This is a genomic window from Thalassovita sp., from assembly GCF_963691685.1.
Lineage (GTDB): Bacteria > Pseudomonadota > Alphaproteobacteria > Rhodobacterales > Rhodobacteraceae > Thalassobius.
The window spans coordinates 3,321,581-3,339,527 of record NZ_OY829290.1 but is presented as its reverse complement, the minus strand read 5'-3'; the positions used below and the strand labels follow the sequence as shown (position 1 = coordinate 3,339,527).

Below are 17,947 nucleotides of genomic sequence, written 5' to 3'. Positions count from 1 at the left end.
GCGAATGGTCGGGCGGATCTTAGGACGGGAACTGCCAGGCCGAAGCGGCCGCGCCGATTTGGGTGGTGGTTTCGATGAGACGTTCCCGGTGGGCCGAGAGCGTCTCGATGGAATTGCGGTTGGTGGAGGAGGCGATGGAGACCGCGCCGATCACTTTGCCCGCATCGGTAAAGATCGGGGCGGCGATCGAGATGATGCCTTCTTCGTGTTCTTCGCGGTCATAGGCCACACCTTCGGCGCGGATCTGATCGAACTCGGCGATCATCGTCTCGGCATCGGGGTGTGTGGTGGCGGTGTAGCGCATGAAGCTTTGCTGCTTCAGGGCGCGTTCCAGCCGTTCCGGCGTCATGAAGGCAAGGATTGCCTTACCAACACCGGTGCAATGGGCCGGGGCAACACGACCTGCCTGGGCAAGCGTGTCAAACCGATCCGTGGTTTTGCGTTTGTCGACAAACAGAACCTGCCCGTTTTCCATCTGCGCCAGGTGTATCGTTTCGCCCACTTCTGCGGCCAGCTGATCCAGCAAAGGCTGCGCCAGAGGCGCCAGACTGGATTGCTGCCAGGCGGAATGGGCCAAGCGCACAAGGCGCAGCCCCAACGAGTAGCACTGCCGGTCTTCGTCGTAAGACAGCATGCCTTGATTCGTCAGGGTCTGCAGAAAACGGTAGAGCGTGGCCTTGGGGTGGGGGCTTTCCTCCAGCAGTTCAGAAAACCGAACAGGGCGGCCAACCTGGGCCACCGCATCCAAAATTTCCAAAGCTTTTCCGACAGTTCCGTCGCCCTTAACCGGCTTGTTCATCAAGGTCTCCTCCCAGCGACGCAGCCCAAAAGGCAACGAAGCTGTTGACTCGTTTAGCTGCATTAGGCAGAATTTTCAATAGTTGAGATTAAGTTCCACTATTTGGAACAAGTGTCAACTCCATAATTGGAGCAACAGGGAGGAAGCCATGTTCCATCACCCCAAGAAACTGGTCGCGGGTATTCTGGCCTCGACCATGCTGGCAGGTGCATCATTTGCTGGCGAATTGGTCATCAACACCGATACGTCGGACCCGGCGCCGAAGGCCGCCTTTGAGGCGCTGATCGCGGGCTTCGAGGCAGAAAACCCCGACGTCAAAGTCACCTGGAACCTGTTCGATCACGAAGGGTACAAAACCTCGATCCGTAACTTCCTGACTGCCGACGCGCCGGATCTGGCCAACTGGTATGCAGGCAACCGGATGCTGCCCTACGTCAACGCTGGCCTGTTTGAGCCGGTAGATGATGTCTGGGAAGAAAACGGCCTGACCGAATCTCTGGCCTCGGCGCAGGGCTCGATGACCATCGACGGCAAAATCTGGGGTGTGCCCTATACCTACTACCAGTGGGGCGTTTACTACCGCAAAGACATCTTTGAAAACCTCGGCATCGCCGTGCCCACCAACTGGGATGAGTTCAAAGCAGCCGGTAAGACCCTCACCGACAATGGCGTGACCCCGATCACCATCGGCACCAAATATCTGTGGACCGCAGGCGGCGTGTTTGACTACCTGAACCTGCGCACCAACGGTTATGATTTCCACATGGCGCTGACCAAAGGTGAGGTCGCCTGGACTGACGAACGTGTGGTCGCCACCATGAACAACTGGAAAGAGCTAATCGACGCCGGCTTCTTCCTGGAAAACCATGCCGCCTACAGCTGGCAGGAAGCACTGGCACCGATGGTGCAGGGTGATGCGGCCATGTATGTGATGGGCAACTTCGCCGTTGCGCCGCTGAAAGAAGCGGGCCTGACCGATGACACCCTGGGCTTCTTCCAGTTCCCCGTCATCAATCCGGATATCCCGCTGGCCGAAGAAGCGCCGACCGATACCATCCACATCCCGGCCAACGCCAAGAACAAAGAAGACGCCAAGAAGTTCCTGGCCTATCTGGCCCGTGCAGATGTTCAGACCCAGATCAACGACACCCTGGGTCAGCTGCCGATCAACAAGGACTCCAAGGTTGGCGACGACAAGTTCCTGCAGGCTGGTTACCAGATGCTGTCCTCGACCACCGGCGGTATCGCCCAGTTCTTTGACCGTGACGCCCCGGCGGAAATGGCCAAAGCTGGCATGGAAGGCTTCCAGGAATTCATGGTGAAGCCTGAGCGTATGGACAAGATCCTTGAGCGCCTCGAGAAGGTGCGCGGACGGGTTTACAAATAAACCCTTAGGATCACTGCATTGCGCCCCGGGGGATCTGACCCCGGGGCCTTTGCCCATCCCCTAATGAGAGGCCCCGAACCAACTGGGCAGCTTTCAGCAAAGAGGCCAATCATGGGCACATATTGGAAAAAGAACCAGCAACGTCTGGCGCCTTGGCTGTTCCTGGCCCCCGGCATCGCGATGTTTGCGCTCTATGTGATCATCCCGATCTTTCAATCGATGAACATCAGCTTTTACGAATGGGACGGTCTGGGCGATCGCACCTGGGTCGGCATGGACAACTATGTTGAGCTGATGGACGATGAGGCCTTCTATACCTCGCTGAAAAACAACGTGATCTGGCTGGTGCTTTATATGCTGGCGATCCCGGCCGGTCTGTTTGTGGCGCTGTTCCTCAATCAGACGGTGCGCGGCATCCGGATCTATAAATCGCTTTTCTTCTTCCCCTTCGTGATCAGCCAGGTTGTGGTTGGTCTGGTCTTCTCGTGGTTTTATGACCCCAGTTTTGGCCTCCTCAATATTGCGCTGATGTCGCTTGGGTTTGAGGCCATTCCGGTGCTGGCGGATGAAACCTGGGTGACCTATGGCATCATCGCCGCCGGCCTCTGGCCGCAGACGGCCTATTGCATGATCCTCTACCTCACCGGTCTGAACGCCGTGGATCCCGAACAGATCGAAGCGGCACGCCTCGACAATGCCAAGGGATTGAAAATGCTCTGGTATGTGGTGTTGCCACAGCTGAAGCCCGCGACCTTTATCGCGGTTGTTGTCACCGTGATCGGCGCGCTGCGCTCATTCGACCTGGTGTCGATCATGACCGATGGTGGGCCCTGGGGCTCCAGCCGGGTTCTGGCCTTTTACATGTATGAGCAGGCCTTTGGTGAATATGGCTTCCGCATGGGTTACGGCGCGGCGATCGCTGTGATCCTCTTCCTGATCATGATGGTCTATATCTCGGCCTTCCTGTTCAAAATGTACCGTGATGAGAAAGGGCGCTAAGGATGTTTCCGACCCCGATTGAGAAAACCTCGCCCGCGTCGCAATGGATCTACAAGGTGGCCCTGCCCATCGCGCTGATCCTGTGGTTGCTGCCCCTGCTGGCGGTCGCCATGACCTCGGTCCGTTCCGCCGGTGATATCAACGCTGGCAACTACTGGGGCTGGCCCACCAGCTTTAACCTGATGGCCAACTACACGGCGATCTTTGAGAACACGCCGATTGGCCAATACATCATGAACAGCTTCAAGGTGACGATCCCGACCGTGATCGGCGCCGTGGCCCTCAGCTGCATGACCGGTTTTGCGCTTGGCGTTTACAAGTTCAAAGCCAACCTGTTGTTGTTCTTCATGTTTGTCGCCGGCAACTTCGTGCCCTTCCAGATCCTGATGGTGCCGGTGCGTGACCTGACGCTGAACATGGGGCTTTACAACACCATCTCGGGCCTCGCACTGTTTCACATCGCGTTCCAGACCGGGTTCTGTACGCTGTTCATGCGCAACTTCATCAAGGCGTTGCCCTTTGAGCTGATTGAGGCCGCGCGGGTCGAAGGTGTCTCGGAAATCCGCATCTTCTGGTTTGTGGTCATCCCGCTGATGCGGCCCGCAATCGCGGCGCTGTCGGTGCTGATCTTTACCTTTATTTGGAATGATTACTTCTGGGCGACGGTGTTGACCCAAGGGGCGGATACCCAGCCGATCACCGCGGGTCTCTACTCATTGAACGGTCAGTGGGTCGCCGCCTGGCATCTGGTTTCGGCAGGCTCCATCGTGGCGGCATTGCCCCCGGTGCTGATGTTCTTCCTGATGCAGAAACACTTCATCGCTGGTCTGACCCTGGGGGCCGTGAAGTGAACGATTTGCACACATGGCGGTTTGACAGCACCGGGCAAAGCCTGGTGCTGGCGTCAAATGGGGGTGTTCCCATGGTCTGTTACTGGGGGACACCATTGCCCGCAGATGCAGACCTTGGCGCCATCGCCGCCGCAATGACGCCGGATGTCACCGGCGGCATGATGGATGAGATCGCACCGATCACACTCTGCCCGCTGGCGCGCGATAGTTTTGCGGGCCAGCCTGGCCTTGTGGCCTATCGTGACGGGGCGGAGCTGCATCCGAAGCTGCAACTCACCGCGTCAGATGCGACCGGCATTGTGGTGTCAGACCCTGATCTGGGGCTTACCCTACGGTTTGAGTTTACGGTGGTGGATCAGGTGATCGCCGCCCGCACCGTTCTGGAGTCTAAGGCGCCGATCACCCTGCATTGGCTGGCGGCGCCGGTGATGCCCGGGCCGCAACTGGCTGAGGAGATGATCGATTTCTCTGGCCGATGGATTGGTGAATTTCAACAGGTTAAGACCCCGTGGCGCCGGGGTGTCCATCTGCGTGAAGCACGCGGCGGGCGATCTGGCCATGAACATCCGCCCTTTGCGCTGTTCCCGGAAACCGGATGTCGCAACACCGCGGGCACCAGTTTTGCCATGCATTACGGCTGGTCCGGTGGTCATCGTTTGATCGCCGAAGAGCTGCCCGATGGCCGCCGCCAGATCCAATGGGGCCATGCAGCCGGAACCTGCGGCACGGGCACCCGGTTTGAAACCGCACCGCTGCTGCTGGCGCGCTCTGACCATGGGTTCAACGGCACGGCGGTGGCCTTCCAACGCTACATCCGCGACCATCTGGTGGATTGGCCACACCCCGACCGGCCCCGCCCGGTGCATTACAACTGCTGGGAAGCGATCTACTTCGACCACGATCTTGAGGTCTTGAAAGACATCGCAGCGATCGCTGCGGATCTGGGGGCAGAACGTTTTGTGCTGGATGACGGCTGGTTTGGCCGCCGCGATGATGACACCTCCAGCCTGGGCGATTGGCAGATTGACCCGCGCAAATGGCCGGAGGGTTTTGCGCCGCTGATCGACCACGTTCACGGTCTTGGCATGCGCTTTGGCCTCTGGTTTGAGCCGGAAATGGTCAACCTCAACAGTGATCTGGCCCGCGCTCATCCCGACTGGATCCTTGGCCCCGAAGATCAGGTGGAGGGCCGCCAGCAGAGGGTGCTTGATATGAGCAATCCGGCGGTGCGTTCATATCTGTTTACACAGATGAACGCGGTGCTGGCCGCCCATGACATCGACTATGTCAAATGGGATCACAACCGCCTGCTGCCGATCCCCGATGCCGCCCAGTGCACTGGCACCTATCAACTGCTGGCAGATCTGCGCGCGGCCTATCCCGGGGTGGAGTTCGAAAGCTGCGCCTCAGGCGGGGGCCGGATTGACGCAGGCGTCTTGCAACACACCCAACGGGTCTGGCTGTCTGACAGCAACGACGCGCTGGAACGTCAGCGGATCCAGCATGACGCGGCGCTGTTCCTGCCGACCGCAATCACCGGCAGCCACGTCGGGCCGCGCCATTGTCATACCTCAGGCCGGGTGCTGCCGATGCCCTTGCGCGCCTGGACGGCGGCGCAGCGGCATATGGGTTTCGAAATGGACCCACGCGAGCTGAGCGCCGAGGAAGCGGCAGTGCTGAAAGAGGTCACCAGCTGGTGGAAGGCAAACCGCGATTGGATGCGCCAGGCCGATATCCTGCGTCTGGATCACGCTGATCCAGCGGTGATCGCCGAACAGCAGCTGTGCCCATCAGGCGATCAGTTTGTGGTTTTTGCAGCGCAGGTTGCGGCCTCGGACCAGATCCTGCCGCGCCCCTTGCGCCTGACCCAGCTGGCGCCGGACGCGCAGTATGAAATCAACCTCCGCACCCGCGATGGCTTGCCAGGCCTGTCGCGCGGCACGCCCGCCCTGAAACAGGGCCCGGTGGTAATCAGCGGACAATATCTCATGTCCCACGGGCTGACGTTGCCCTGGGATTTCCCGGACACGATCCGGGTCATCGAAGGAAGACGCCTATGACAAAAGAACGCAGAAACCGCGCGTGGTACGGCAAGCAGGATCGCGATGGGTTTATCCATCGCTCTTGGATGAAAAATCAGGGCTTCCCGGACCATGCCTTTGACGGCCGTCCGGTGATCGGCATCTGCAACACCTGGTCGGAATTAACGCCATGTAACAGCGGCTTACGCGAATTGGCCGAGGGCGTGAAACGCGGCGTCTGGGAGGCTGGCGGCTTCCCGGTGGAGTTTCCGGTGATGTCGCTGGGCGAAACCCAGATGAAGCCAACAGCGATGCTGTTTCGCAACCTTTTGGCCATGGATGTGGAGGAATCGATCCGCGCCTATGGCATGGACGGTGTTGTGCTCTTGGGGGGCTGCGACAAGACCACCCCGGGTCAGCTGATGGGCGCGGCCTCGGTCGATTTGCCAACCATTGTGGTCTCCTCAGGGCCGATGCTGAACGGCAAATGGCAGGGCAAAGACATCGGGTCAGGCACCGATGTGTGGAAATTCTCCGAGGCCGTGCGCGCTGGTGAGATGACCCTGAAGGATTTCATGGCGGCGGAAAGCGGCATGAGCCGATCCAAAGGGGTTTGCATGACAATGGGCACGGCCTCAACCATGGCATCGCTGGTCGAAGCGATGGGGATGAGCCTGCCCACCAATGCCGCCCTGCCTGCAGTGGATGCGCGCCGGATGGCGCTGGCCCATATGACGGGCAAGCGTATCGTGGAAATGGTTGAGGAAGAGTTGAAGCTTTCCGATGTCATGACCCGCGAAAGCTTTGAAAACGCGATCATGGCCAATGCCGCCGTCGGGGGCTCCACCAATGCGGTGGTGCACCTGCTGGCAATCGCCGGCCGTGTGGGCATCGATCTGACGCTAGACGACTTCCTGCTTGGCAGCGATATCCCCTTGCTGGTGAACTGCATGCCGTCCGGCAAATACCTGATGGAGGATTTCTGCTACGCGGGCGGCATGCCTGTGGTGCTGAAGGAGCTGGGCGATCGCCTGCGGTCTGCCCGTACAGTGCTTGGCGGTGACATCAAGGTTTACGCCGATGAGGCCGAGTGCTGGAACGACGATGTGATCCGGCCTTTTGACAACCCGCTGAAACCTGCGGCGGGTCTGAAAGTGCTGCGCGGCAACCTCGCCCCCAAAGGGGCGATCATCAAACCCTCAGCCGCCTCGGACCACCTGCTGGACCATGAGGGTGAGGCTTATGTGTTTGAAACTATTGAAGACCTGCGCGCCAATATCAATCGTGATGATCTGCCGGTAACCGCCGATACGATCCTGGTGCTGAAAGGCTGCGGGCCGAAGGGCTATCCGGGCATGCCGGAAGTGGGCAATATGCCGATCCCGTCGAAATTGGTGAAACAGGGGGTGCGGGATATGGTGCGGATTTCCGATGCGCGCATGTCCGGCACGGCCTATGGCACGGTAGTGCTGCACGTCAGCCCCGAGGCCCAGGCCGGTGGCCCGCTGGCACTGGTGAAAACCGGGGATCGCATCCGTATGTCCGTGACCGAGGGCACGCTGGATCTGCTGATCCCGGCCGAAGAACTGGCCGAGCGTCAGGCCGCCTGGACGCCAGAACCCCCTCATTACACCCGCGGCTACGCCAAGATGTATGTCGATCACGTGCTGCAGGCGGATCAGGGGGCGGACCTTGATTTCCTTGTTGGCAAAGACACACGTCCTGTGACCCGCGAAAGTCACTGATCTCTGACATTCGGCCGCCGATGCGCGCCACCTAAGAAGGAGCCAGCCATGGCTGACACCACAGCAACATTTCACGACCTGATCGGCGCCAGCGTCTTTATCACCGGCGGCGGGTCCGGTATTGGCGCGGATCTGACCGAAGGCTTCCTGAAACAGGGCGCCAAAGTTGCCTTTGTTCAGCGGTCTGACGCCTCAGGGTTTGCCGAGGAGATGGCCGAAAGACACGGGGTAAAACCCCTGTTTGTTCAATGTGATGTGACGGATATTCCCAAGCTGCAGGCGGCAATTGAACAAGCCTCGGCAGCGCATGGTCCCGTGACCGTGATGGTCAACAATGCCGCCAACGATCAGCGCCATGCCACTTTGGATGTGGATGAGGCGTTCTGGGATTGGAGCCAGGACATCAACCTCAAAAGCTACTTCTTTGGCTGCCAGGCTGCGATCCGCCAGATGCAGCAGGCGGGCCATGGGTCCGTGATCAACATCTCCTCCATCAGCTATATGATGGGCAATGCAGGCTACCCGGCCTATACCACTGCAAACGCAGGGATAAATGGCATGACCCGATCTTTGGCACGTGAGTTTGGGCCCGACAGAATCCGGGTGAACGCGCTGGCACCGGGGTGGGTCCTGACCCAGAAGCAGCTTGATATGTGGGCGGACCCCGAGGCGCTGGCCGCCCATCTTGAGCGCCAATGTTTGAAGGAACATTTGGTGCCGCAGGACATGGTGGATGCGGTGCTGTTTTTGGCCTCCAACGCCAGCCGGATGATGACGGGCCAGATGATGGTCGTCGACGGTGGCGTGGTAACCACGGGGTAAAGACGTGAACACCGAGACAGAGGGCAAGATGCTGGCGGAGTGGATCGCGGTGGACTGGGGCACCAGTCATCTGCGCGCCTGGGTGATGCAGGGGGATCATCCGGTTCAGGCGCTGCAGTCGGATCAGGGGATGGGGCGGCTCAACCCGGCGGAGTTTGAGCCGGCATTGCTTGCCTTGATCGATCCCTACCTGGACCCGGAACAGCGGACGATGATCCTGTGCTGCGGGATGGTCGGCGCGGCGCAGGGCTGGCAGGATGCGGGCTATCGCGCGGTGCCTTGCCCGCCGGTGGTGGCGGGGCAGGCGATTTCCGTTGCCGCAGGAGACCCACGGCTGGACGTGCGGATTTTGCCGGGTTTGAAACAGGCAGAACCCGCAGATGTTATGCGAGGTGAGGAGACGCAGATCGCTGGTTTTCTGGCCGATCAGCCAGGTTTTTCCGGCGTCTTTTGCCTGCCTGGTACCCATAGCAAATGGGTGCAGGTCGCGAACGGGCAGGTCGCCCGCTTTACCAGTTTCATGACCGGCGAGGTCTTTGCGCTACTGGCGGGGCATTCGGTCCTGCGCCATTCTGTGGGTACGGCAGAGGATTGGGATAAGGCGCAGTTTCTTGCTGCTGTAGGTGAAAGCCTGACACGACCTGAGACGTTGCTTGGCGACCTCTTTGCCGTGCGGGCGGGTATGTTGCTTCATGGGGCTAGTGCGGGGCAAGGCCGTGCGCAACTGTCTGGCCGCCTGTTGGGCCAGGAATTGGCCGGCGCTGCGGCCTATTGGCGGGAACAGGAGGTTGTGCTGATCGGCGCGGCGGCCCTGTGCCAGCATTACCAACTGGCCCTTGCCGAGGCCGGGGCAAAGGTGCGCCGGATTGATGGCGATGCATTGGTGCTTGCCGGGTTGACCCGGGCGCGCCACGATCTGACGACATTTTTCAAAGAGGGCTGAGATGAGCCGTAACATCATTGCAATCCTGCGCGGGATCACCCCGCCCGAAGCTGTGGACATTGCCGGCCGCCTGATTGACGCGGGCATCACCCGGATCGAAGTGCCGCTCAACTCCCCCGATCCGCTGCAGTCGATCGCCTCCATGGTTGAGGCACATGGCGACAAAGCCTTGTTCGGGGCGGGCACGGTTTTACAGCCAGAACACGTTGCTGATGTTGCCGCCGCAGGGGGGCGTTTGATCGTGTCGCCAGATTGCCATGTGCCGGTGATTGAGGCGACCAAACGTCTGAACATGCTGAGCTATCCCGGCGTGATGACACCAAGTGAGGCCTTTACCGCCTGGCGTGCAGGGGCTGACGGGTTGAAGTTCTTCCCGGCCAGCCTGATCGGACCGGCAGGGCTGAAAGCCTACCGGGCGGTTCTGCCAAAAGAATTACCCTGCTACGCCGTGGGTGGTGCGGGACCTGAAAACTTTGCAGAATGGCGCGCTGCGGGGGCAGATGGGTTTGGCATTGGAACAGCCCTCTACAAACCGGGTGAGTCGCCAGACAGCATCAGCCAGAAAGCTGAAAAAATCGTTAAGTCCTACGATGAGGCTATGAAATGAGCGCCGAAGTCTTTGACAAGCGCAGTTGTACTCTCGGCGAGGGGCCGCTTTGGCACCCTCTTCGTAAGCAGCTGTTTTGGTTTGATATTCTGGGTAAAAAGCTGCTCTCCCAACAGGACGGGCGGCCGCTGGAATGGCGGTTTCGCGATCATGTATCTGCCGCTGGTTGGATCAGCGAGGATGAGTTGCTTCTAGCCTCGGAAACGGGCCTGTCGCGGTTCAACCTGAACAGTGGTGAGCGTCAGCACCTGGTGGATATGGAAGCGGACAATCCCAAAACACGCTCAAACGACGGGCGTGCGGACCCTTATGGCGGCTTTTGGATCGGCACCATGGGCTTTCAGGCGGAGCCTGGGGCGGGGGCGATTTACCGGTATTATCAAGGCAAGCTGACCCGGCTGTTTGACGATATCACCATTTCCAATGCGATCTGTTTTGCCCCTGATGGCACCTGTGCCTATTTCACTGATACCGTAACCAAATTTATCATGAAGCAGCCCCTGGATTCAGAGGGTTGGCCGCTGGGTATGCATGAGGTGTTCATCGATCTTAACGCCGGAAACCTGAACCCCGATGGTGCCGTTGTCGATGCGGAGGGCCGTTTGTGGAACGCACAATGGGGGGCCTCACGCGTGGCGTGTTATGGGCCGGATGGGGCGTTTCTGCGCGCGGTTGAGGTCGGCGCGACCCAGTCGTCTTGCCCGGCGTTTGGCGGTGCGGATCTGAACCAACTGTTTGTAACAACCGCTGCTGAAGGCCTGCCCGCTGACAGCGATCCTCTGAAGGGGCAAGTCTTTGTTTCGAAACTGGATATCGCCGGTCAGCCGGAACATCAGGTGAGAGTCTGAAGCATGAAGCGTACGCTTGGCACTTGTTATTACCCCGAACATTGGCCGCGCGAGATCTGGCGCGAAGATGCGCGTCGGATGGCCGAAATTGGCCTCACCTGGGTTCGGATTGGGGAGTTCAGCTGGTCGCGGCTAGAGCCGCGGCCGGGTGAATTGCAGTTTGGCTGGCTGGATGAGGCGATTGAGGTGCTGGGCGCTGCCGGCCTGCGCGTTGTTTTGGGCACGCCAACCGCGACCCCGCCGCGCTGGATGGTAGAACGTCATCCCGACATGCTGGCCGTGGATGACCAGGGGCGGCCGCGGAAATTCGGCTCCCGCCGACATTATTGTTTCAGTCATGAGGGGTACAAGCAGGAGTGTGCCCGGATCGTGACGCTTATGGCGGAAAGATATGGCCGCAACCCGCATGTGGCGGCCTGGCAGACGGACAATGAATATGGCTGTCACGACACCACGATTTCCTATTCCGATGCCGCGCGACAGGCGTTTCAGCGCTGGCTGGCGCAGCGTTATCAAAATATTCATGATTTGAACCGAGACTGGGGCAATGTCTTCTGGTCGATGGAGTATGAATGTTTTGAAAACATAGACTTACCGAACCTTACGGTGACAGAACCCAACCCGGCGCATAGCCTGGCCTTCCGGCGCTTTGCCTCGGATCAGGTGGTTGCGTTTAATCGTCTGCAGGCGGAGATCATCCGGCAGCATTCCGCCGCGCCAATCGCGCATAACTACATGGGGCGGATCACGGATTTTGACCACTTCAAGGTTGGTGATGATCTGGAAATTGCCAGCTGGGACAGTTATCCGCTGGGCTTCCTTGAGGATCGCGTTGGCGCGGATGCGGATCGGCAGCGCAAATATGCCCAACAGGGGGATCCTGACTTTCAGGCCTTCCACCACGACCTATACCGTGCTGTGGGCAAGGGCCGTTGGTGGGTGATGGAACAGCAACCCGGGCCGGTGAACTGGGCGCCTTACAATCCGGCGCCTTTGCCGGGGATGGTGCGGCTTTGGTCGTGGGAGGCATTTGCCCACGGCGCAGAGGCTGTGTGCTATTTCCGCTGGCGGCAGGCACCGATGGCGCAGGAGCAGATGCATGCCGGCATGCTACGACCGGATTCCGTTGACGCCCCCGCCGCGGAGGAGGCGCGCGTGGTTGCAGCTGAACTGGCTGATGCGCCCGAGGTGTCAACCGGTCACGCCCGGGTGGGGCTGATCTTTGACTATGCTGCGGATGCCGCCTGGGCGGTGCAGCCACATGGGGCAGGGTTAAGCTACTTTGGTGTGGTGTTTGACTGTTACCGTGCGCTGCGCAGCCTGGGGCTCTCGGTTGATATTCTGCGACCTGAAACCGTGGATTTCTCGGGCTATCAGCTGCTGCTTGCGCCTGGGCAGATGCATATGGCGGAGACGTTGAAGACGGCTTTGGCAGAGCATGCCGGGCAGGCGCAGGTGTTGATCGGGCCGCGCTCGGGGGCGCGGGATCAGGATATGAACTTGCCCAATCCGCTGCCGCCGGCGATGCCGGGGTTGGATGTGACGGTTGCGCGGGTTGAAAGCCTGCGGCCTGATCTGCCAAGGAGTCTTGCCGCCAATGACGCCGGGTTGGTTGGCCAGATCGAAGGCTATCAAGAGGTGCTGGAAGGCAGCGCTGAGGTCACCCTGCGCGACGCCAGCGGTGCGCCTGTTGCGATGCGCGCAGGTAATGGCAGCGGTGCGCTGACCTATCTTGGCGCCTTGTTGGATCAGGCGGGCTGGCTGCGGGTGATTGAACCGCTGTGTCTGGCTGCCGGGATTGAGACAGAGGTAATGCCAGATGGGTTGCGCCGCCGCGATTGTGGCGAAGAGCGGTTCTGGTTCAATCACTTGCCGGAAGACATCACCCTGAACGGGCGCAAGTTTGCGCCGCTTTCGGTGACACGCGAAGAAATCTGATAGGGCGCTTCGCGCGCAATCGATAATTCAACAGGCGGGGGCAAGAGATTTCCCCCGCCTTTCACATCGCCGGAAGTTTATTGATCCAGCGGCAGTTTACTTGGCACTTCACTTGGGATGTCAAAATCTTGTGTTGCCGCCGCGGCGCCGGTCAGACTGTCCAGAAAGGCGAGGATATCCTCAACCTCATCTTCGGAAAGGCGTGGCAGATCAATCTCTTGGCTGGCAGCGAGGCGGGCCATTTCCAGCCGGTCGGCCTGCGCCACAAAGTCGATTGGCGCGAGCCATGGGGCTGACACCAGCTGCGCATCCTCTGGCTGCCAATCCGCGCGCATGCCGCTGGGGTCCAGGTGGTGGGCCAGCATCTGGCGCAGGGTCTGATAGGCGCCGTTGTGACCGTAGGGGGCCGTCAGCGCAACGTTGCGCAAGGACGGGGTGCGGAAGCGGTAGGCGTCTTCCAAACGATCACTTTCGCCCATGCGGCCAACATCGCGCACCATCGGGTCAAACCGGCGGGTTCGGCCGGGGCCAAAGGCGGGCAGGGCGAGGGCGTGGAATTTCTGATCACTAAGCAGCGGGCCTGAGTGGCAGCTGGCGCAGTCCGCCTTGCCGTAAAACAGATCCATGCCGCGTTCGGCTGCGGGGGTGAGGGCTGTCTTCTCCCCAGAAAGATAACGATCTAACGCGCTGTCATAGCTGCGAAATTCAGTGCCGACGAAGGCGGCCAACGCATTGGCAATCTCGGTGATTGTGACCTGATCGGGGGTCTCAATATGGTCGAAGGCCTCAACGAACATTTCGCCATATCGCGGCAGGGTGCGGACCCGTTTGGCCACGATGGGCCAGCCGTAATCGATGCGGTCATTGACCGCGCCTGCAACCTCATTTTCCTCAGACCCGCCGGCCATTTCGGTGGCCGAGGTCAGCGGAAACAGCGCCTGCGCCGCCAAAAGCGAGTTCAGCCCCTCAGGCAGCCATTCCTCACCGGGGGTGTTGAAGCCATTTTCATAGTCATCGCCGATCGAAATCCGACCGTCATGCATCAGGATCGAGACCTCTTTGGCCCCAAGGTTCCACAGCGCCGGCGCATTGCGCGGCACCCGTTTTTCGATCCGGGCCGCGCCCGTGCCACTGGTGCGTTTTGGACCCAGTCCAACACCGCCTTCACCGACCCCAAGTGACAATCCATCAGAGGTGCCAAGACTAGGGTGATGACAGGTGGAGCAGCTGATATTTTTGTTTCCTGACAATATTTTATCAAAAAACAACAGGCGGCCAATCTCTGCTTGCTTTGCGTCGAATTCTATAAAATCCTGTGGTCCAAGCGGCACTGGTCCGGCCTCGGAATGGGCGGGATGTGACAGTGCCAAAAGCGACCCGAACCCGAGGAGAAGACCCCAATGCGCCGCCTGATGTTTGCCCTTGCGCTTGCTGCCACCCCCGCTGTTGCCGAGATCGAAAAAGCGCGCGATCTGATGGAGGCAGGGGAATTCCCGGCCGCCTATGATGAGCTGTGGCCGGCGGCGCGGTCGGGCAATGCCGATGCGGAAGAGCTGATCGGCATCATGTATGCGATGGGACTGGGGGTTGAGCGCGATGATGAGCGGGCGTTTGAATGGTATTTGCGCAGCGCGATGAAGGGCCATCCCGGCGCGCAGTCGGGGGTTGGCTGGTATTATGAGATCGGGCGCGGCATGCCGACGCCGGATCTGACCCGTGCCTATATGTGGTATACGCTCAGCGCGATTGGCGGCGATCCCGACGCGGCGATCAGCCTGGAAGAAGTGATTAAGAAGATGACGCCGGAGCAGATTGAAAAAGCGCATATCTTGGTCGCCGATTATAGGGCCTGGATGTATCCGTTCCGTTAACAGACGAAGCGGGCGATAGAAAAAGGGCGGCCCCGAGGAGCCGCCCTTTTCTTTGCTTATTGCAGGTCAGCGTCGCGGGCGCCGTTGATGTCTGCCTCGGCCGCGGCAACCGCTTCGGTCAGCGCGTTGAAGGCCATTTCACCCTTGTCGACGTTGGTTTTGAACCAGTCGTAAACGGGCGAAGCGGCTTCTTTGAAGGCTGCTTTCTGGGCCGGGGTCGGAACGTAGAGGTCCCCGCCACCGGCGACGAACTCTTCATAGGCGGCGATGGATTTACGCTTGGGCGAGGCAAAGGTTGCCTGTTGCAGCGCGTAGAAGCCATCAACCACCACGCGGCGCATGTCTTCGGGCATGCCGGTGAAGGTTTCGTTGCTCATCCACCACAGCGCACCCATGTAGGCATGGCCATCGAGGGTGACATACTGCAGACCGGCATCGGGGAATTTCATGCCCATGATGTCGGTGATGCCGTTTTTCGAACCTTCGACTACACCGGTCTGGAACGAGGTGAACAGCTCAGGCCACGGGATCGGGGTGGGCGAGGCGCCCAGTGCCTTAACCAGTTCCTGCGGCAGGTCGGCAACCACGGTACGGATCTTCAGACCTTCCATATCGGCAGGTTCCGCCACGCGGCGTTTGGTGTTGGCAAAGTTGCGCCAGCCGCCGGTGTTGCCGATGGTCATCAGGCGGATGGTGTCGCCGCTGTCGGCCAGCGCCATCTGACGCAGGGTGCGGGTGAACTCACCCGACAGCACATGTTCCGCAACACGGTCGTCCGCCATCAGGTAGGGCAGATCCAGCACCTGAACATAGGGGAACAGGCCAGCGGCCCCGCCCGAGGTCGAGATGTAGACGTCGATCGAACCGTCAGCCACACCCTGCAGACATTCCGCACCGTTCGAGCACAGCTGGGTGCCGATGAACAGCTCTACCTCGATGGCGCCGTTGGAGGCTGCCTCAACGTAGTTTTTGAACACGACCAGACCGTCATAGTCTTCGTCGTTTTCGTTCGAGTTGGCGGTGGCCCGGATGGTGTAATCCGCAGCCTGCGCCGCAGAGAGTGCGGTGCCAGCCATCAGGCCCGCGAGGGCCAGGGTTTTCAGTGTTTTCTTGAGCATGCGTGTTCCTCCCTGAGTGCTCATATTTTGTCTGAAATGGTTAAGGTTTAATTGGCGAACCCCGTCAGACGCGGGATCGTCATGGAGATTGCGGGGAAGAAGGTGATCAGGAAGATCACCACCACCTCCACCGCAAGGAAAGGCAGAATGGCGCGGGCAATGGTGGTCACCCGTTCACCGGAAACGGCAGAGGCCACAAACAGCACCAGCCCCATCGGCGGTGTCGCCAGACCCACGGTCAGGTTCACACACATGATGATGGCAAAGTGGATGCTGTCGACGCCTAGGCCGGCAAAGACGGGGCCCAGGATCGGGCCCAGAATGATGATCGCGGGGCCTGCGTCCAGGAACATGCCGACGACAAACAGCAAGAGGTTGATCAGGAACAGCAAGAGCAGCGGGTTCTCTGTCAGTGCCAGAATAAAGGCGGCCAGCTGTTCAGGCGCATGGCTGAGCGACACAACGGTTTTGAACGACATGGCCGCGCCCACCAGCAGCAGCACCACAGCTGAGGTCAGGCCAGCGCGGGTCAGCACATCGGGCAGTTCCGAGAACTTCAGCGTCTTGATTACAAATAGGCCGATGAACAGCGCATAGGCAACGGCCACAGCGGCGGCCTCGGTTGGGGTGAAGACACCAGCCAGGATGCCGCCCAGAATGATCACCGGGGTCAGCAGCGGGAAAAACGCCTTGAGACTGGCCTGACCACGTTCGCCCCAAGTCGCTTTCTGTGAGGCAACGGGGAAGTCATAGCGGTCTGCCATGACCTTGATCATCACCATCAGGCCAATGCCGACCATCACGCCGGGCACGATGCCCGCAAGGAACAGCGCGGCGACGCTTTCGCCCATGACATAGGCGTAGATGATCATGATGCCCGAGGGTGGGATGATCGGGCCGATCACCGAACTGGCGGCGGTGATGGCGGCGGCAAACTTACGGCTGTAACCCTGTTTTTCCATCGCGGGGATCAGCATCGACCCCAGCGCCGAGGTGTCCGCCACGGCAGAGCCGGAGAGGCCGGCGAACAGGATCGAGGACAGCACGTTCACATGTGCCAGTCCACCGCGCAGGTGACCCATCAGGGCCTGCGAAAACTCCACCAGCCGCAGCGTGATGCCTCCGCGGTTCATCAGCTCACCCGCCAGCATGAAGAAGGGGATCGCCATCAGCGGGAAGCTGTCCATCCCGTTGTAAAGGTTGCGGTAGAGCAGCGTGATGTCACGCTCTTGTCCGTTCAGCCACAGCAGCGCGCCGGGGGCGAACAACAGGGCAAAGAACACCGGCAGACCGATGAGAAGAAGCGCCAGAAACAGGGGCAGGAACCAGATGAGCATTATTCGGCGCCTCCCGAGACGGCATGGGGCAGGGCAGGCAGCGCATCGCCGCGGCCCAGAAGGCGGATAAATCCGCGCAGGATAAGTTCGATGTTCACAGCAATCAGCATCGCCACCCCAACAAGGAGCGACAGCATCATCCAGCTGCGGGGGATGCGGTACCAGCTGTCAAAGCTGAGTGAAGTCGGCAGGTAGAGCGAGGCGGTGGCGAAACGGCCGCCGATGCCGGTGACCTCTTTGTAGCCGATCTGCACCGCGATCACCAAAACGGTGAGGGACACGCACAACAGGACCAGCGACAGCAGGCGAATGGCGGTTTTGGGCAGCAGGGCCTCGATCGTATCAATCGCCACAAAACTGCCAGCGCGAAACGCGGTGGGCGCCATCAGGCCAGCCATCCACAACATGCAGAAGCGTGCGGCCTCATCCGGCCAGGGCAGGGCGTTGTTCAGCACATAGCGGCAGAACACCTGCACCAGAATGACCACCACCATCGTGGCAATCGCAAACACGCCAATCCAACGCCCCAGCGCAAGCAGGGGTGTGAGTATCCCGTTAAAGACGCGGGCAAGCGTGATCAGTGCGCCCATGCAGTTCCTCCCTTGTCGGGCCTCATTGGACCCTGGCGTTTCGCCTCAGCTGTTGGCCCCGCTCCTCAACA

Annotated in this window: 16 protein-coding genes; 11 read left to right on the top strand and 5 right to left on the bottom strand. The window is 60.1% G+C overall.

Going from position 1 to position 17,947, the window contains the following annotated elements:
* Positions 1-19 precede the first annotated feature (19 nt).
* Complete coding sequence (locus ACORLH_RS16000) at positions 20-799, bottom strand: IclR family transcriptional regulator (protein ID WP_321829335.1); 780 nt, start codon at positions 797-799, stop codon at positions 20-22.
* A 148-nt stretch (positions 800-947) separates the two neighbouring features.
* Here ACORLH_RS16000 and ACORLH_RS15995 point away from each other — a divergent pair, with 148 nt between their 5' ends.
* From ACORLH_RS15995 to ACORLH_RS15950, 10 genes are all read left to right on the top strand, one after another.
* A complete protein-coding gene (locus tag ACORLH_RS15995) occupies positions 948-2,186 on the top strand; it encodes an ABC transporter substrate-binding protein (protein WP_321829334.1) in 1,239 nt (412 codons plus the stop codon).
* A 111-nt stretch (positions 2,187-2,297) separates the two neighbouring features.
* On the top strand, positions 2,298-3,185 hold the full coding sequence (locus ACORLH_RS15990) for a sugar ABC transporter permease (RefSeq protein WP_321829333.1): 888 nt from the start codon (positions 2,298-2,300) through the stop codon (positions 3,183-3,185).
* A 2-nt stretch (positions 3,186-3,187) separates the two neighbouring features.
* Positions 3,188-4,036 (top strand): carbohydrate ABC transporter permease, encoded by an 849-nt coding sequence (locus ACORLH_RS15985; RefSeq protein ID WP_321829332.1) that lies wholly within the window; start codon positions 3,188-3,190, stop codon positions 4,034-4,036.
* A gap of 71 nt (positions 4,037-4,107) precedes the next feature.
* A complete protein-coding gene (locus tag ACORLH_RS15980) occupies positions 4,108-6,096 on the top strand; it encodes an alpha-galactosidase (protein WP_321832839.1) in 1,989 nt (662 codons plus the stop codon).
* The gene (locus tag ACORLH_RS15975) at positions 6,093-7,802 is read left to right on the top strand and encodes an IlvD/Edd family dehydratase (RefSeq protein ID WP_321829331.1); all 1,710 of its coding nucleotides are present in this window, start codon (positions 6,093-6,095) and stop codon (positions 7,800-7,802) included. The genes ACORLH_RS15980 and ACORLH_RS15975 overlap by 4 nt, the downstream gene beginning before the upstream one ends.
* Before the next feature lie 48 nt (positions 7,803-7,850).
* Positions 7,851-8,624 (top strand): SDR family oxidoreductase, encoded by a 774-nt coding sequence (locus ACORLH_RS15970; RefSeq protein WP_321829330.1) that lies wholly within the window; start codon positions 7,851-7,853, stop codon positions 8,622-8,624.
* A 4-nt stretch (positions 8,625-8,628) separates the two neighbouring features.
* The gene (locus ACORLH_RS15965; protein WP_321829329.1) at positions 8,629-9,567 is read left to right on the top strand and encodes a 2-dehydro-3-deoxygalactonokinase; all 939 of its coding nucleotides are present in this window, start codon (positions 8,629-8,631) and stop codon (positions 9,565-9,567) included.
* 1 nt (position 9,568) lies between these two features.
* Entirely contained in the window at positions 9,569-10,174 is a 606-nt protein-coding gene (locus ACORLH_RS15960; RefSeq protein ID WP_321829328.1) for a 2-dehydro-3-deoxy-6-phosphogalactonate aldolase, read from the top strand.
* Complete coding sequence (locus ACORLH_RS15955; RefSeq protein WP_321829327.1) at positions 10,171-11,022, top strand: SMP-30/gluconolactonase/LRE family protein; 852 nt, start codon at positions 10,171-10,173, stop codon at positions 11,020-11,022. Before ACORLH_RS15960 ends, ACORLH_RS15955 begins: the two co-directional genes overlap by 4 nt.
* A 3-nt stretch (positions 11,023-11,025) precedes the next feature.
* The gene (locus ACORLH_RS15950) at positions 11,026-12,960 is read left to right on the top strand and encodes a beta-galactosidase (RefSeq protein ID WP_321829326.1); all 1,935 of its coding nucleotides are present in this window, start codon (positions 11,026-11,028) and stop codon (positions 12,958-12,960) included.
* A gap of 77 nt (positions 12,961-13,037) precedes the next feature.
* On the opposite strand, the gene ACORLH_RS15945 is transcribed toward ACORLH_RS15950, so the two are convergent.
* On the bottom strand, positions 13,038-14,291 hold the full coding sequence (locus ACORLH_RS15945; protein ID WP_321829325.1) for a cytochrome-c peroxidase: 1,254 nt from the start codon (positions 14,289-14,291) through the stop codon (positions 13,038-13,040).
* A 69-nt stretch (positions 14,292-14,360) separates the two neighbouring features.
* Between ACORLH_RS15945 and ACORLH_RS15940 the strand changes: the two genes are divergently transcribed.
* The gene (locus tag ACORLH_RS15940) at positions 14,361-14,831 is read left to right on the top strand and encodes a tetratricopeptide repeat protein (protein WP_321829324.1); all 471 of its coding nucleotides are present in this window, start codon (positions 14,361-14,363) and stop codon (positions 14,829-14,831) included.
* Positions 14,832-14,887: 56 nt separating this feature from the next.
* On the opposite strand, the gene dctP is transcribed toward ACORLH_RS15940, so the two are convergent.
* From dctP to ACORLH_RS15925, 3 genes are read right to left on the bottom strand one after another with little or no spacing between them, the layout of a single operon-like run.
* Entirely contained in the window at positions 14,888-15,949 is a 1,062-nt protein-coding gene (gene dctP / locus ACORLH_RS15935; RefSeq protein WP_058244762.1) for a TRAP transporter substrate-binding protein DctP, read from the bottom strand.
* 47 nt (positions 15,950-15,996) lie between these two features.
* Positions 15,997-17,286 carry a TRAP transporter large permease gene (locus ACORLH_RS15930; protein WP_058244761.1) on the bottom strand — a complete coding sequence of 430 codons (1,290 nt, stop codon included), beginning with the start codon at positions 17,284-17,286 and terminating at the stop codon, positions 15,997-15,999.
* Entirely contained in the window at positions 17,286-17,876 is a 591-nt protein-coding gene (locus ACORLH_RS15925) for a TRAP transporter small permease (RefSeq protein ID WP_321829323.1), read from the bottom strand. Before ACORLH_RS15925 ends, ACORLH_RS15930 begins: the two co-directional genes overlap by 1 nt.
* Positions 17,877-17,947: the final 71 nt, after the last annotated feature.